Genomic DNA, 16,451 nt, shown 5'->3' with positions numbered 1-16,451 from the left:
GCATGGCTACATAAGCCACATCGCAATCAAACAGGAGATAAATTATGTGTGTTGTTTGCGGATGCAGTAAGGAAGAAGGCCCCGGCCAATCGGGACTAATGCAGCATGAAGACTCAGTACATGAGCATGACCACGACCATGCGCATGGTCACATCCATAGTCATGCACATGGACATGCGCATGATGAAGCTTCCCGTCATGCGAAGCACAGCCATTCACATGAGCATGTGGCGGTCGATGCAGCGAGCGGCGATCTGCATTTCGGTGCCGGACTGGCGAAGGTATCGGTGCCGGGAATGAGTCAGTCGCGCGCGATTCGTCTGGAGCAGGATGTGCTGGGTGAAAACAATCGCCATGCAGCGCATAACCGGGAGCATTTTTCCGGGCACGGCATTCTTGCGCTCAATCTGGTATCCAGCCCCGGATCGGGAAAAACCACGCTGCTCTGCGCCACCATCGAAGCATTGAAACTGCGCGCCGGCGATTTGCCGGTTGCCGTGATTGAAGGCGATCAACAGACTAGCCATGATGCAGACCGCATACGCGCAACAGGCGCACCGGCCATTCAGATCAACACCGGCAAAGGTTGTCACCTGGATGCGTTGATGGTCAGTGATGCATTCTCGCGTCTGCCTTTGCATCATCACCATCACCACCACGACGATCATGCGGAAACAAGCGGTCTTGATGAGGGTAATCATCAGGGCGGCATTCTATTCATTGAAAATGTGGGCAACCTGGTCTGTCCGGCGATGTGGGATTTGGGCGAGTCGGCGAAAGTCGTGATTTTGTCGGTGACGGAAGGCGAGGACAAGCCGCTCAAGTATCCCGACATGTTTGCCGCAGCCCGTTTGATGGTGCTCAACAAGACTGATTTATTGCCCTATCTGCAATTCGATGTGGCGCGCTGCATTGAGTATGCCAAGCGTGTTAATCCGCAAATTGAAGTGTTGCAGTTATCCGCGTCGAACGGACAGGGCATGTCGGCATGGCTGGACTGGATTGAGGAAGGACACCGCAGTTTGATCGGTTCGGAAGCGTCCTCTTCGCCAGTATTGGCGGACCGTATTGCCGCTCTTGAAAACGAATTACATGCACTCAAAGCGCAAGCAGGAAGAGATTGAGCATCTTGTTTCAGCCTCTGCCATCGACTACAACGACGTCAATCGCAGCTTCGAGGACGATACTCGCCTGCGGTGCCTGGCTCAAAAATACCGCCTGTCTGTTGCGCAGCGACGGCGTGTGTTGGTCTCCCGTGCATGGGGATCTGGGGGACCCCGCTAATCGACTGGCCCTGGAGCAGTCAGTGGCGCAACTGGTGGTGCAGGCAAATGGTTCTATCGTTGCAGTCGCGCATGATTTGCATCCGGATTTTTTCAGCACGCGATTGGCGCAGCGGATTGCCGGAGAGCTCGGTGTGCCGGCAATGGCGGTTCAACATCATCATGCGCACATCGGTGTGTTGATGGCCGAATATGGATTGCAGGAGCCGGTAATCGGTCTGGCGCTCGATGGTGTCGGGCTGGGTACGGATGGCCTGGCTTGGGGCGGGGAACTGTTATTGGTAGACGGAGCTTCATGGCGGCGTATCGGCCATCTGGGTGCGCTGGCATTGCCGGGGGGAGATGCGGCAGCGCGTGAGCCGTGGCGAATGGCGGCAGCAGTGCTGCATGCATTGGGACGCGGCGATGAAATTGCGAGCAGATTTTCAGCCAGTGTCGGAGTCATGGCCGCACGCACGGTGCAGACCATGCTGCAACGCGGATTCAATTGTCCGCAGACCACCGGTGCAGGCCGCTGGTTCGATGCCGCAGCGGGTGCGCTCGGCATTAGCGTCAAGCAAAGTGTTGAAGCCGAAGCGGCCATGGCATTGGAAAAAATGGCCGCAGACTATTTGGTAGCGCATGGCGAGCCGGAGAACAGCGGATGCTATGTGCCGGAGGCTAACGGCAAGCTCGACTTGCTGCCGCTATTGGCGCACTTGTTTGCCTGTGAGGATAGTGGCGATCCGCAAACCGTAGCGCGTGGCGCAGTATTGTTTCATCTGGTATTGGCGGATGCCTTGATCGCGTGGGCCGATCAGGCTGCTCGATTGCACAGAGCAAAAATCATTGCACTGGGTGGAGGGTGTTTTTTCAACCGCATTTTGACTGAGCGCCTGGTCAAAGGATTGAGCCGACGCGGATTGAAGGTATTGCTACCGAAAACAGTTTCTTGCGGGGATAGTGGCTCGGCGCTTGGTCAGGCGTGGGTAGCACGGCAGCAATTGCAGGCGGATTGCGCTCTGGCAAACCAGGAACCGCTGATGATGTGACTGGGTGGCGCCATCGAAGGACGGTACTCAACACTCTTCATCAGGGACTTCTCCATAATTTTTAAATGAGGTAATCCAATGTGCTTAGCAATCCCGGTTTTGGTGGTGGAAATACTTCCGAATCAGCAGGCAGTCATTGATCTCGATGGCGTGCGCAAGGAAATTTCCATTGCACTGCTCGATTCTGTTGAAGTAGGCGATTATGTGATCCTGCACGTTGGCTACGCGATTGGCAAACTCGATGCGGAGGAAGCCCTGAGTACGCTGGCCTTATTTGGTGAGTTGGGAATGATCAAAGCCAGATCAGAGGAGGTTTTTCTGTAATGAAATATATCAACGAATTTCGCGATGGCGACATCGCTCAAAAAATCGCCGACCGTATTGCGGCTGAGGTAGATCCGGCACGCAAGTACAGTTTCATGGAATTTTGCGGTGGCCATACTCACGCCATTTCGCGTTACGGCATCAGTGATTTATTGCCAGCGAATGTGCGCATGATTCACGGCCCCGGTTGTCCGGTTTGCGTACTGCCGATTGGCCGCATCGATCATGCGCTTACCCTCGCGCTGGAGCGCAATGTAATCGTCTGCACTTACGGCGACACCATGCGCGTACCGGCTTCCGGAGGGGTCTCGCTGACCAAGGCCAAGGCCCGTGGTGGCGATATTCGCATGGTGTATTCGGCGATGGATGCGGTGCGCATCGCAATGGAAAATCCGGATCGCGAAGTGGTTTTTTTTGCGATCGGTTTTGAAACCACCACCCCGCCGACGGCATTGGTGATTCGTGATGCATACGCGCGCGGCCTCGATAATTTCAGCGTTCTCTGTTGTCATGTGCTGACGCCGTCTGCCATCACGCATATTCTTGAATCGCCCGAAGTGCGCGATTACGGCACCGTACCGATAGATGGTTTCATCGGCCCTGCGCATGTCAGCATCGTGATCGGTTCCGAACCGTATGTGCATTTTGCAGAAGCGTATAAAAAGCCGGTAGTGATCGCCGGTTTCGAGCCGCTTGATGTGATGCAGGCGATTCTGATGCTGGTTAGGCAGGTCAATGAAGGTCGCAGTGAAGTGGAAAATGAATTTACGCGCGCGGTAACGTCGCATGGCAATCTTCGCGCGCAGGCAATGGTGGCCGAGGTGTTTGAACTGCGTCCCTCTTTTGAGTGGCGTGGATTGGGCGAGGTGCCGTTCAGCGCCTTGCGCATCCGATCCACGTATGCGCGTTTCGATGCCGAAACCCGTTATGACCTGGCTTACAAGCCTGTGCCTGACAACAAGGCATGTGAATGTGGTGCGATTTTGCGCGGGGTGAAAGAACCGGCCGATTGCAAAATATTCGGCACGGTGTGTACGCCGGAAAATCCTATGGGTTCCTGCATGGTATCGAGTGAAGGCGCCTGCGCGGCGCATTATTCGTATGGCCGCTTCAAGGATATTGCCGTGGTAGCCGCATGAACACGATCGTTAAAAAAAGCTACGTCAGATCGCTGGATTTCAAAAAAGGCTGTATTGATATGGGGCATGGCGCGGGTGGTCGTGCGTCGGCCCAGCTCATCGAAGAGTTGTTTCTTGTCGCCTTCGACAATGAGTGGCTGCGTCAGGGTAACGATCAGGCCAGCTTTGCCGCGCCAGTAGGCCGCATGGTGATGGCAACCGATGGGCATGTAGTGTCGCCCTTATTTTTCCCGGGCGGCGATATTGGTTGTCTCTCGGTGCATGGCACCATCAATGATGTCGCCATGTCCGGCGCTAAGCCGCTTTATCTTGCCGCCAGTTTTATTATTGAAGAAGGCTTTCCGCTGGCGGATTTGAAACGCATTGTCGAATCGATGGCACAGGCGGCGCGGGAGGCCGGCGTGTCTATCGTGACCGGTGATACTAAGGTAGTGGAACGCGGCAAAGGTGATGGCGTATTCATCACGACGACCGGTGTGGGCGTGATTCCGTCGGGGATTGTGATCGACGGTGCCGCAGCGCGTCCCGGTGATGTGATTCTGGTTTCAGGAACGATGGGCGATCATGGTGTGGCCATCATGTCCAAGCGCGAATCTCTCGATTTCGAAACGGAAATTAAATCCGATACCGCTGCTCTGCATGGACTGGTGGCGCATATGTTGGCGGCCGTGAGCGGAGTACATGTTTTGCGCGATCCTACACGCGGCGGTTTGGCTACCACGCTCAATGAAATCGCCAAGCAGTCCGGTGTCGGCATGATGCTGGACGAGGCAGCGATTCCGATTTCTGCGCAAGTGGATGCGGCCTGTGAATTTCTGGGACTCGATCCCTTGTACGTCGCTAATGAAGGCAAGCTGATTGCGATCTGCGCTCCTGAAGATGCCGGGTTACTGCTGGCGACCATGCGCACGCATCCCTTGGGCGCGCAAGCAGCTCGGATTGGCACGGTCACCGATGACCCGCATGGCTTCGTGCAAATGCGTACGCGTTTTGGCGGCCGCCGCGTTGTTGACTGGTTGTCCGGCGAACAGCTGCCACGCATCTGCTAAACCTGCGTCTGGCGTTTTTCATGCTTTTGAATGTATCGCCATTTTTTTCATTTCACCCCGGCGCGCCTATTGCGCGTTATGATTTTGTACATAAGACGCCGCATGCATGGACGCCACGCCATCTGGCGATACATCGCAATGCTATTTTGAAGAAATCCGGCGTCTACATATGAATAATTCTGAGGGAAGCAGCCTGCCGACGGTTCTTGTCGTTGACGATGAAAAAGGCTCGCAGGACGCCATTCGGCGCACCTTGGAAGAAGATTTCACGGTGTTGATGGCGGGCTCTGCCGAGGAGGCGCGGGCCTTGCTCTCGCAGCATGAAATAGCAGTGATTTTGTGCGATCAGCGCATGCCGGGAACGACCGGCGTGCAGCTTCTCAAGGAAGTGCGCGAGCGCTGGCCGGATGTGGTGCGTATCATCATCTCAGGCTACACCGACACCGAAGACATTATTGCCGGCATCAACGATGCGGGCATTTATCAATACGTTCTCAAACCCTGGATGCCGGATCATCTGCTGGACGCCGTGCGTGGCGCAGTAGAAGCGCGTATCTTGCAGCTCGACATGCATCGCCTCGATCTGGAACTGCGCACCAGCACCTCGGTATTGCGTGCGCGTGCGGAAGGCAAACGCACGCTCTTAAAATCCACTTTCGATTTCGACCGCATTATCCGTGTGGCGGGCAGTCCTATGGATGGCATTTGCGAATTGGCCGCGCGCGTGGCCCGTTATGATTTATCGGTCGTGGTACTGGGCGAATCGGGCACGGGGAAAGAGTTGCTGGCACGGGCCATACATTATGCAAGTCCGCGTGCGGAGGCGATGTTCGTCATCGAGAACTGTGGTGCGATAGCGGACAATCTGCTCGAGTCCGAATTGTTCGGTCATAAGCGCGGTTCCTTTACCGGCGCGTATGAGGACCATATCGGCATTTTTCAGCGCGCCGATGGCGGCACCGTATTTCTGGACGAAATCGGCGACACTTCTCACGCGTTTCAGGTCAAGTTGTTACGGGTATTGCAGGAAGGGGAAGTGCGTCCGGTTGGCGGTACGCGAACGATTCCCATCAATGTGCGCGTGATTGCAGCCACGCATAGGGATCTGGAGCAGGAAGTGCATGCTGGCCGCTTCCGGCAAGATTTGTATTATCGACTGGCCGGCATGACACTGACCATGCCACCGCTGCGCGAACGTCCTGGCGATATCGTACCGATTGCTGAGGCCTTACTGGCACAGGCCTCACAGGAACTCAAAATGCCAGCGCGACGTTTTGCGCCGGATGCAATGGCGAGCCTGATCACTTACCCTTGGCCGGGCAATGTCCGTGAGTTGCGCAACGAAATTTATCGGGCGCTTACTTTGACGCTCAATGAAAACGCAGAGATTGATGCGCAGGCATTTTCCAGCAAAGTGCTGCAAGGTCATCCTGCGATGACAGCCGGCATAGAGGCGGCGGCAGGGATAAGCGGCATGCGTCAAACCGGCACCTTGCAGGAGCGACTGGAAGTGGTTGAGGCGGCCATTCTTAAAGAAACCCTGCTGCGATTTCGTTGGAATAAAACACACTCGGCCAAGGAGTTGGGCCTGTCGCGGGTTGGATTGAGAAATAAAATGCTACGGTTGGGACTGGAGAAAAAATAATGGCTTCAGAAACATTTTCCCGCAAGACCCCCGCTTTCAACGTGCTATGGCTGCAGTCTGGCGGCTGTGGCGGTTGCAGCATGTCCTTGTTGTGCGCGGACACGCCGGATTTTTTCGGCGCGTTGAGTGATGCAGACATCAACATGCTGTGGCATCCATCGCTGTCGATCGAGAGCGGTGCCGATGCCGTGCGCATCATGCAGGCTTGCATAGACGGACGCATTCCCCTGCACGCGCTTTGCGTGGAAGGATCGATGTTGCGCGGGCCCAATGGAACCGGGCGGTTTCATATACTGGCAGGTACTGGCAAGCCGATGATTGAATGGGTGCAGGCTCTGGCGGCTGTCGCTCATTACACGGTGGCGGTCGGCACCTGTGCTGCTTATGGCGGGATTACTGCGGCAGGTGGCAATCCTACCGATGCCTGCGGTTTGCAATATGAAGGCGATCAGATCGGTGGCTTGCTGGGTGCAGCTTATCGCTCAGGTACCGGCTTGCCGGTTATCAATGTGGCGGGTTGTCCGACCCATCCGAACTGGGTGCTGGAAACGCTGATGGCGCTAGCGGCCGATCTGTTCGATGCGAGCCAGATGGACGCGCTTGGACGACCGCGTTTTTACGCCGATCATCTGGTGCACCACGGCTGCACCCGTAATGAATATTATGAGTTCAAGGCCAGCGCCGAAAAGCCATCCGATCTGGGCTGCATGATGGAAAACATGGGCTGCAAGGGTACGCAAGTGCATGCCGACTGCAACACGCGCCTGTGGAATGGAGACGGTTCCTGCACCCGTGGCGGTTACGCCTGCATCAGTTGCACCGAACCGGGATTCGAAGAGCCGGGCCATTCTTTTCATGTCACGCCAAAAATTGCCGGTATTCCCATCGGCCTGCCGACCGATATGCCGAAGGCCTGGTTTGTCGCGCTGGCCTCGCTTTCAAAATCGGCAACGCCCAAGCGCGTGAGAGAAAACGCGACAGCGGATCATCTGAAAATTTTGCCGGCTATTCGCAAGACCCGATTGAAATGAGGTTCTTATGGCGCGATTGATTGTCGGCCCGTTTAATCGGGTAGAGGGTGATCTCGAAGTGCGTCTGGAAGTGGTCGATGGCCAGGTTCAGAGCGCGCATATCAATTCGCCTATGTATCGCGGCTTCGAGCAGATTTTGTTGAAGAAGCCGGCGATGGATGCGCTGATTTATGTGCCGCGCATTTGCGGCATTTGCTCCGTATCGCAGTCGGTCGCATCGGCCCGCGCGCTCGCCGATGCTATGGGCGTGACGCCGCCGCCAAATGGTGCGCGTGTGACCAATCTGATGTTGGCCACGGAAAACATGGCCGATCATCTGACGCATTTCTATCTCTTTTTCATGCCTGACTTTGCCCGCCCTGTTTACGCGCAACAGCCGTGGCATGCAGCAGTGCAAGATCGATTCACCGCGATGCAGGGACGTCACGCACGGTTGGCGCTTGCAGCGCGTCAGCGTTTGTTCACCTTGCTCGGCACACTCGGCGGGAAATGGCCGCATACGCAGTCGATCCAGCCGACGGGTTCATCGCGCGCGGTGGAAGCGGCAGAACGGGTGCGACTGCTGGCGCGGGTGCGTGAATTCAGGGCCTTTCTGGAGCAGACACTGTTTGCTGCGCCACTGGAGCAGATCTCTGCCATCGACAGTGAAGCAGCACTGCGACAATGGTATGCGACGGCGGCACCGGACAGCGGCGATTTCCGCTTGTTTCTGACGCTGGCATGGCAACTTGAATTAGACCGGATGGGCCCGGGCCCGGGCCGGTATATGTCCAATGGTTCGTATCCCTCGCCGGATGGCGGCCTGACTTTTGCACGCGGAATCTGGGACCAGGTGAGCGATAAAGTGCAGGCACTCGACACCGATAGTATTAGCGAAGATGCGACGCATGCCTGGCTCTCTGATGCAGGTGGTGCGCGTCATCCCGCTGATGGGCTGACTGTGCCGGATATCGACAAGCCCGATGCCTATACCTGGAACAAGGCGCCGCGACTGGATGGTCGCGTGATTGAAACAGGGGCTTTGGCAAGGCAACTGGTGGATGCGCATCCACTGATACGCGATGCGGCGATGCGTTGCGGCGGGACGGTGTACACCCGAGTGCTGGCACGCTTGCTGGAGTTGGCTCGGGTTGTGCCTGCCATGGAAGAGTGGATAAAAAATCTGCGTACCGATGAGCCTTACTTTGTCGCGCATGCCCTACCCGATGATGCGGTCGGTATGGGCTTGACGGAAGCAGCGCGCGGTAGTCTGGGGCACTGGATCGCGATTCGTAAAGGAAAAATTTCCAATTACCAAATCATTGCACCGACATCCTGGAATTTTTCACCGCGAGATGCGCAAGGCGTTCCCGGCGCACTGGAAGCGGCATTGGTCGGTGCGGCGGTTTTGCCGGGTGAAGATACGCCGGTGTCGGTGCAGCATATCGTGCGTTCATTTGATCCGTGCATGGTGTGCACGGTGCATTGAGTTTGACAACTGAGTGTGGCAACTGAGTGAGCCAATTGAGTGTGCTACCTGAAAGTATCGCCGCCGACTAAATCTTGATCTACTTGCCGGATTAAAAGCATGTCTCATACTGAATTGATTTCTGCAGAAGCGCCCCCCCCAAGCCCCGATGTTCGGCCATCACAGGTCGAAGGTATCGACGAGGCGACGTGGATGGAGGTGATCCAGAAAATGGATGAGGTGTATTCGCAGCTGGTCAATGACGAAATCGTTTTGGAGGAAAAAAACGAGCAGCTGGAAAGTTCACAGCAATTTATTGTGAGCGTACTGTCGGCGATGTCGGATGTGTTGGTTGCCTGTAATCGGATTGGCGACATTGAAGAAACCAATACCGCCCTGCGCGAACTGACCGGGCTGGACCAATCGGCTTTGCATGGGATGTCGATCTACAAGTTGCTGGCGGACTCTGCGAGCATTGACTGCATTCGACAGGTGATTGAGCAAACTACGCCGCAGCGCATGAGCAAGGTAGTGGAGATTAATCTGATCCATCCGCTGCACGGGCCGATGCAGGTCGATGTGAATTGTACGCAGCGACTCGATGGTGCGGGCAAACATGCCGGTTATGTGTTTGTGGGTCGCCCGATGGGGGAAATCAAGCGTGCTTATCAAGAGTTGAGTGAAACCCATGAGGAACTCAAGCGCACTCAGCAGCAATTACTCCATTCAGAAAAAATGGCGTCGCTCGGTCGACTGGTGGCGGGCGTCGCCCATGAGTTGAATAATCCCATCAGTTTCGTGCTGGGTAATGTGCATGCCTTAAAGCGGTATAGCGAACGGCTGGCCTTGTACGTGGCAACACTGCATGAGAGTGCGCCCAATGCGGTGGCGGCACCGATGCGTGAGAAGTTGCGCATCGATCACATCCTCAATGATCTGCCCTCCTTGATCGAAGGCACTCTGGAAGGGGCTCAGCGCACCACGGATATCGTTAATGGTCTCAAGCGATTTTCTGCGGTTGATCGTGACGAGCAAAGCAAGCTTGATCTGAACGGAGTCATTGAGCGAGCCATTCATTGGATAGGGAAGGGCGCTGCGCCTACCTTTACGGTGCACTGGACGCCAGGTGCAGAATTGTTCGTGATGGGAAATACGGGGAAATTATTGCAAGTGGTGATGAATCTTATCCAGAATGCCTGCGATGCGGCATCAGATACCCGTACCGCCGCGCCGCAGTTATGGATTACTGCGCAAACGAACGATCAGCTTGTTTCTATCTTCCTGCATGACAATGGCAGCGGCATTTTTCCGGACCATCTGTCGCGCATATTTGATCCGTTCTTCACGACGAAGCCGGTAGGCAAAGGCACGGGTCTGGGCCTTTCCATTAGTTACGGGATTATTGAGCAGCATGCTGGAAAACTGTATGCGCGCAATCATCCTGAGGGTGGCGCAGAGTTTGTGATTGAACTGCCTTTGGTGACGGCGAATTGAAAATGGCTCGCTGCCAATTCAATTCGCTTCATCTTTCCGCCAGGCTAGAGCGATGCTGCTGTGGGAGTTGCTTGCCGTCGTGGTTTGACTAAGGTGCGGCTCTCCGCAACGGCGGCATGAGCGGATTGCAGCCGCTCAAGTTGGAGCTGTGACACATCATTTTTTTTCGCGGAGTCGCTGCTGCTGCTTTTCCTGCGTTTTTTGTCTGTTCTGCTTATTTTCAAACAGCGTTATCGCGTCTTTTTTCGCTTGCTCGGCAGTGCGTAACTCAGGACGCAAGTCGTGCCGGATAAAAAAGTTCGCGTCTTGTGCATCCACTACCAGCTTGATTGCCGCAGCGTCATCAAGTTCATAGAGTTCAGTGAGGATGGTGGTTACCTCATCAAGAAATACTTCGTAGGTCATGTCGGTCATGAATTCAATCCTTGTTGTTACTTATTAAAAACGGAGAAGAATTACTCCACCGTCACAGATTTAGCCAGATTGCGTGGCTTATCGACATCCGTTCCCCTCGCCAGTGCAGTATGGTACGCCAGCAACTGCAGCGGGACCACATGCAGAATTGGTGACAGCACGCCGTAGTGTTCCGGCAAACGGATTACATGCACACCTTCGCTGGAAACGAGGCAGGAATCGCCATCGGCAAACACATACAGCTCGCCACTGCGTGCGCGTACTTCCTGCATGTTCGATTTGAGTTTTTCGATCAGGGCGTCGTTCGGGGCGATCACTACCACCGGCATTTCATGCGTTACCAGCGCCAGAGGGCCGTGTTTCAGTTCCCCTGCGGCGTAGGCTTCGGCGTGGATGTAGGTGATTTCCTTGAGCTTCAGTGCGCCTTCCAATGCAATCGGGTAATGCAGGCCGCGGCCTAGAAAGAGTGCGTTTTCCTTGCGCGCAAAGACCGATGCCCATGCCGCGATCTGTGGTTCGAGTGCGAGGACGCTTTGCAGTGCGGCCGGTAAATGGCGCAAGGCTTTCAGATGCGCGGCTTCTTCGGTATCGCTGAGACGGCCTTTGCTTTGCGCTAATGCCAGCGTGAGCAGAAACAAGCCCACCAGTTGCGTAGTAAATGCTTTGGTCGAGGCCACGCCAATTTCAACCCCCGCCCGCGTGATGTAAGCCAGCGCGCATTCGCGCACCATGGCGCTGGAGGCGACGTTGCAGACCGTCAGCGTGTGTTCCATTCCCAGCGATCGTGCATGTTTCAGCGCGGCGAGCGTGTCGGCGGTTTCACCGCTTTGCGTAATGGTGACGACCAGTGTCGCGGGATTGGGCACACTGTCGCGATAGCGGTATTCACTGGCGATTTCGACATTCACTGGCAGTTTGGCAATCGATTCCAGCCAGTATTTGGCGGTGAGTCCGGCGTAATAGCTGGTGCCGCAAGCCAGGATCAGAACCGAGTCTATTTGTTTGAATACGCCGGCAGCACGGTCGCCGAATAGTTCGGGCATGATGCCGGCCACGCCTTCCAGCGTATCGGCAATCGCGCGCGGTTGTTCGAAAATCTCTTTCTGCATGTAGTGCTGATAAGGGCCGAGTTCGGCGGCGTTAGTGTGGGCTTGCACGGTGCGGACTTCGCGTTCCACCGGCTTGCCGTTGATGTCGACGATCCAGTAGCGCTGCAATTGCAAATCGACGACGTCGCCTTCTTCCAGATAAATGATGCGGTCGGTGGTGCCGGCCAGTGCCATGGCATCGGAAGCGACAAAATTCTGCCCTTCGCCGACGCCGACAATCAGGGGCGAGCCGAAGCGGGCCGCCACGACACGGTGCGGTTCATCAACACAAAATACGGCAATCGCATACGCGCCGGTGAGGCGTTTGAGCGCTTGTTGCACGGTTTCAAACAGATCGCCGTTATAGAGATGGTTAACCAGATGCGCGATGACTTCGGTATCGGTCTGGCTTTCGAACACATAACCAGCCGCTTGCAGTTCGGCGCGCAATTCTTCGTGGTTTTCGATGATGCCGTTATGCACCAGAGCGATACGGTTGCGTGAAAAATGCGGGTGAGCGTTGTGGGTGGCGGGTGCGCCATGCGTAGCCCAGCGTGTGTGGCCGATGCCGGTAAATCCAGCCAGATGGGAGTTGGCTACTTGTTGTTGCAGGTCGGCCACGCGCGAAGTACTGCGAGAGCGTTCCAGTTTTCCATCGACATACAGGGCAATGCCGCAAGAGTCGTAGCCGCGATATTCAAGCCGCTTGAGACCTTCCAGCAGGATGGGAGTGACGTTTTGTTGCGCTACTGCGCCGACGATGCCGCACATGAGATGCCTTGTGTAAATGGAGGTAATGGCGAATCTTAGCGCGGCGACGGTGAAATAATCTGTCTAATATGTATCATTTTAGGGGTAATAATTCACAAAGCTAGCAGTATGGAATATTATTTCAACAATCTATATTAATTCGCTGATAATTTCTAACATGACATTCCCTCTGGACGATTTGGATCGACGTATTCTGAACGCCTTGCAAGACAATGCCGGGCAGACCAATCAGCAACTGGCTGAGCAGGTGCATGCCTCGCCACCGACCTGTTTGCGGCGGGTCAAGCGATTGACCGATGCCGGGGTCATCGCGCGGCAGGTGGCGCTGGTGACGCCGGAAATGGTCGGTGCGGCACTGACCGCGATTGTGGAAATTACGCTGGACCATCAGGGTGCCGAGCGGCAGCAGGAGTTTGAAGCGGTGGTCGCGCATGAAGCGGCGGTCTTGCAGTGTTATCGCGTATCGCCGGGACCGGACTTTGTGGTGATCGTGCAGGTGGCCGACATGCCTGCTTATCACGCGCTGGCACACCGATTGTTTGCCACGCAAAAAAACGTGCGCAATGTGCGCAGCTATTTCAGCATTTATCGCAGCAAATTTGAAACGCGCATTACGGTGTAAAGGGGCGTTGGCAGGGAGCGGTGTCTTGGATGCTGTGCATTAAAAACGTACGACGAATTGCTAAGAGTCAGGGCTGTCGCGACGGCAAAAAAGAGAAGGCCCGCCAGAGCAACAATACTGGCGGGCCTTTTCAATTCGCTTTTATTCCGGCTTCTTGATCTTCACCGGCCGCACCCAGTTCGGTAGTGACATTTGTTTTGCGCGCGAAAGTGTCAGCGTTCCGGCTGGCGCATCGCGTGTCAGGGTCGTTCCTGCGCCTATCGTCGCCCCTTTGCCGACACGCACCGGTGCGATCAGTTGTGTGTCGCTGCCGATGAAGGCATCGTCTTCGATTTCGGTACGCGATTTGTTGACGCCATCGTAGTTGCAGGTGATGACACCCGCGCCGATATTGACACGCTCGCCGATAGTCGCGTCGCCGATATAGGCAAGGTGATTAGCCTTGCTCCCAGCGGCGATCCGGCTATTTTTGATCTCGACGAAGTTGCCGATATGAACAGCATCTTCCAGCACGGTACCCGGACGCAAGCGCGCATACGGCCCGATCTGGGCAGAGGCGCCGACGCTGGCATCCTGAATATGGCTGAAGGGCTTGATGACGGTGTTTTGTCCGATGCGTGCGTTGGCAATGACGCAGTGAGCGCCGATGCTAACGCCATCCGCCAGTTCGACCTCCCCTTCAAAGACGCAATTGACATCAATGCTGACATCCTTGCCGCAGCGCAAAGTGCCGCGCACATCCAGTCGCGCCGGGTCGAGTAGCGTTACTCCTTGTTCCAGCAGGGCATGAGCGACACGATGCTGGTGCACGCGCTCCAGCTCGGCTAGTTGTACCTTGCTGTTGACGCCAAGAGTTTCAGCGACCGTGTCAGGTTGCGCTGAAACAATTTCCATGCCGTCGGCAACGGCTTTGGCGATGATGTCAGTTAAATAGTATTCGCCTTGCACATTGTTGTTCGACAGCGTTGCCAGCCATTGCTTGAGTTGCCTGGTGGGCGCAACGATGATGCCGGTGTTGACTTCGTGAATGGATCGCTGCGTTGCAGTCGCATCCTTGTGCTCCACAATAGCGACGATCTTGCCGTCTTCCCGTACGATGCGGCCGTAGCCGTCGGGCTGATCGAGTGTGACGGTCAGGATGCCGAGCTTGTCTTTGCCCGCGCAATCCAGCAGACGTTGCAATGTGGCACTGGTGGTGAGCGGAACATCGCCGTACAGGATCAGCGTCGGGACATCATCGGTTGCGTGTGGCATGGCTTGCAGAACGGCGTGGCCAGTGCCTAGTTGCGGTTCTTGCAGCGCAAATTGCAGATCAGGTGAGGTGAAGCGTGCCGGCACTGTGTCGCCGCCATGGCCGTACACTACGCACAATGAGGTCGGTGCAAGTGTGCGTGCTGTATCGATGACGTGCTCCAGCAGGGGCTTTCCTGCGAGAGGGTGCAAAACCTTGGGCAGCGCGGATTGCATGCGTTTGCCCATGCCGGCGGCGAGGATGACGATGTTCATAAGTTGGCGCGCAAGTAGAGAGACAATGGAATGCGTGATTAAAGCGGGGAATAAAAGAGCCCACTGCAAAAGGAAAGTCTAGCATGCGGGGTGGGCGCGTCTTGCGCTGCGGGCTCTGGTGAGCGAGGAGGCTTGTATGGCGAGTACCGCCACATAAGCCTCCTCCTATTAATAACGCAAACGATTACTCCTCATCCATCCCTTTTAATATGTCATCCACAATGAATTTTGCGCTGCCATGCGAATGGGGGGCGATCTGCTTGATGATGTCAAGCCGCTTCTCTTTGAGCGGGTCTTCTTTGTTGACGCACAGCATTTCCAGATAAGCGACGACATCTTCAAATACATTGGCGCGATACATGCCGTTCTGCAAAATCAGACCTATTTCATTCAGTGGAAAATGCCCTGGATTCTCAGTCCAGATAATCGGTTTTTCGGTCACCATGTATTCGGCAAAAAAACCAATGCCATCGGTGATCATGATGTCTGAACCCCAAAACATTGGAATGTAGTTAGCGCCTGTAACGAGGGCTGTATTAGGCAGCGCAACGAATTCTTTGAGATAGGAAAGGAGTTCTTGTTCTTTCAGTAATCCGTAAGAGACGAGTTTGTTAAACAGTGCAGGATGCGGTTTCAGCACGATCTGCAAGTTGGGGCATTCACGCGCAAGCTGCAGAAACTGCAGGTAGTTGCTCATGAATGTCGAAAAGAACAACCAGTCATCTGTCAGGCTGTGATGCGGGGCCCAGATGATGCGGATCGAATCTGCTTCTTCTGCGATTGGCCAGGCGGCATTGTCCTTGCCTTCGACGATGCGATCCAGTTTTGCCGAACCGGAAACGGCGAGATTTCCTTTTGAAACTGAATATTTCCAGGCGTCATAATGGGCGGTTGTTTCACAGTAAGCACGCCAGCAACTACGCATGAAATAGAGGTTGGACTGGCCGACTCCGCCCATATTAACGACACCGAAGCCGTATGACACGTAGCAAATTTTGGCGAAGTCGAGTTCATGAAAATGGAACGATGAAGGGATGCTGATATCCCATGGCGACTGGCGGAAAATGATGTCCGGATTCATCAGTTTCAGCATTTCCAGATCATTCGCGTGGTCATCGCTATTCATGAAGCGGTAGGGATGGATGCCGAGTTGCACCAGGCCCTGGTGATTAATTTCCTCTTGTGCAAATTGTTCGGCATTCAAATAATCGCGATTGAGCGTAATGATAATCGGGTCGAAGCGCTCATGTTGCAGCATCAGGGTGTAGACCTCATGCAGGGCATCCCAGGTTTCTACGCTGTGAACCAAAAACACTACGCGGATGAGTTTTTTTCCGGGGCGCGGAAGACCACGGGCAATCAGGGAAGTGGTCGATTTGAGCTTGAACAGCGAGGTATGCACCGGCTGTAAATGTCGTTGAACCGCATTGTCAATCAGGTTGGCATCGCCGCCGGTGATTTGCTCCTTGAGGACTTCAACGAGCTGCTTCAGACTATTTTCCAATGCGTCGAGCCGGGAGTTGGTCTGGGTCAGTTTTTTATCAAGCAAGCCGAGGTATTGCAAGGATTTCGCGTCGTTTGAACTCATGGATGCATCCAGTAAAAAT

Annotated in this window: 14 protein-coding genes; 10 read left to right on the top strand and 4 right to left on the bottom strand. The window is 55.1% G+C overall.

The features are described from left to right. The first annotated feature begins 44 nt into the window (after positions 1–44). From hypB to RGU70_RS01765, 9 genes are all read left to right on the top strand, one after another. Positions 45–1,124: a hydrogenase nickel incorporation protein HypB gene (hypB, locus tag RGU70_RS01805; RefSeq protein WP_416186466.1), complete on the top strand. Its 1,080-nt coding sequence runs from the start codon at positions 45–47 to the stop codon at positions 1,122–1,124. Continuing rightward, positions 1,121–2,314: a carbamoyltransferase HypF gene (locus RGU70_RS01800; protein WP_322207708.1), complete on the top strand. Its 1,194-nt coding sequence runs from the start codon at positions 1,121–1,123 to the stop codon at positions 2,312–2,314. The genes hypB and RGU70_RS01800 overlap by 4 nt, the downstream gene beginning before the upstream one ends. 78 nt (positions 2,315–2,392) lie before the next feature. Continuing rightward, positions 2,393–2,638 (top strand): HypC/HybG/HupF family hydrogenase formation chaperone, encoded by a 246-nt coding sequence (locus tag RGU70_RS01795; protein ID WP_322207707.1) that lies wholly within the window; start codon positions 2,393–2,395, stop codon positions 2,636–2,638. Next, positions 2,638–3,777, top strand: coding sequence for a hydrogenase formation protein HypD (gene hypD / locus RGU70_RS01790; RefSeq protein WP_322207706.1), 1,140 nt, complete (start codon positions 2,638–2,640; stop codon positions 3,775–3,777). The genes RGU70_RS01795 and hypD overlap by 1 nt, the downstream gene beginning before the upstream one ends. Continuing rightward, positions 3,774–4,826, top strand: a complete 1,053-nt coding sequence (gene hypE, locus RGU70_RS01785) for a hydrogenase expression/formation protein HypE (RefSeq protein WP_322207705.1) — start codon at positions 3,774–3,776, stop codon at positions 4,824–4,826. Before hypD ends, hypE begins: the two co-directional genes overlap by 4 nt. Positions 4,827–4,995: 169 nt before the next feature. Continuing rightward, a complete protein-coding gene (locus tag RGU70_RS01780; protein WP_322207704.1) occupies positions 4,996–6,471 on the top strand; it encodes a sigma-54 dependent transcriptional regulator in 1,476 nt (491 codons plus the stop codon). Continuing rightward, a complete protein-coding gene (locus RGU70_RS01775; protein ID WP_322207703.1) occupies positions 6,471–7,502 on the top strand; it encodes a HupU protein in 1,032 nt (343 codons plus the stop codon). The genes RGU70_RS01780 and RGU70_RS01775 overlap by 1 nt, the downstream gene beginning before the upstream one ends. A 7-nt stretch (positions 7,503–7,509) precedes the next feature. Beyond that, entirely contained in the window at positions 7,510–8,970 is a 1,461-nt protein-coding gene (locus tag RGU70_RS01770) for a nickel-dependent hydrogenase large subunit (protein WP_322207702.1), read from the top strand. Between the two features lie 99 nt (positions 8,971–9,069). Next, entirely contained in the window at positions 9,070–10,443 is a 1,374-nt protein-coding gene (locus RGU70_RS01765) for an ATP-binding protein (RefSeq protein WP_322207701.1), read from the top strand. A 156-nt stretch (positions 10,444–10,599) separates the two neighbouring features. Here the strand turns inward: RGU70_RS01765 and RGU70_RS01760 are convergent, their stop codons facing one another. Both RGU70_RS01760 and glmS read right to left on the bottom strand, forming a co-directional pair. After that, positions 10,600–10,848 (bottom strand): hypothetical protein, encoded by a 249-nt coding sequence (locus RGU70_RS01760; RefSeq protein ID WP_322210675.1) that lies wholly within the window; start codon positions 10,846–10,848, stop codon positions 10,600–10,602. Between the two features lie 50 nt (positions 10,849–10,898). Beyond that, positions 10,899–12,716, bottom strand: a complete 1,818-nt coding sequence (gene glmS / locus RGU70_RS01755; protein WP_322207700.1) for a glutamine--fructose-6-phosphate transaminase (isomerizing) — start codon at positions 12,714–12,716, stop codon at positions 10,899–10,901. A gap of 157 nt (positions 12,717–12,873) precedes the next feature. On the opposite strand from glmS, the gene RGU70_RS01750 reads away from it, so the two are divergent. Next, entirely contained in the window at positions 12,874–13,338 is a 465-nt protein-coding gene (locus RGU70_RS01750) for an Lrp/AsnC family transcriptional regulator (protein WP_322207699.1), read from the top strand. Between the two features lie 141 nt (positions 13,339–13,479). Here the strand turns inward: RGU70_RS01750 and glmU are convergent, their stop codons facing one another. Together glmU and RGU70_RS01740 are read right to left on the bottom strand one after the other, a co-directional pair. Further along, on the bottom strand, positions 13,480–14,844 hold the full coding sequence (gene glmU / locus RGU70_RS01745; protein ID WP_322207698.1) for a bifunctional UDP-N-acetylglucosamine diphosphorylase/glucosamine-1-phosphate N-acetyltransferase GlmU: 1,365 nt from the start codon (positions 14,842–14,844) through the stop codon (positions 13,480–13,482). A 184-nt stretch (positions 14,845–15,028) separates the two neighbouring features. Continuing rightward, positions 15,029–16,432, bottom strand: a complete 1,404-nt coding sequence (locus RGU70_RS01740; RefSeq protein WP_322207697.1) for a hypothetical protein — start codon at positions 16,430–16,432, stop codon at positions 15,029–15,031. Between the last annotated feature and the right edge of the window lie 19 nt (positions 16,433–16,451).

It is taken from the genome of Herbaspirillum sp. RTI4, from assembly GCF_034313965.1.
Lineage (GTDB): Bacteria > Pseudomonadota > Gammaproteobacteria > Burkholderiales > Burkholderiaceae_D > Herbaspirillum.
The sequence above is the reverse complement of the archived record's forward strand: the minus strand, read 5'-3'. Positions and strand labels throughout refer to the sequence as shown.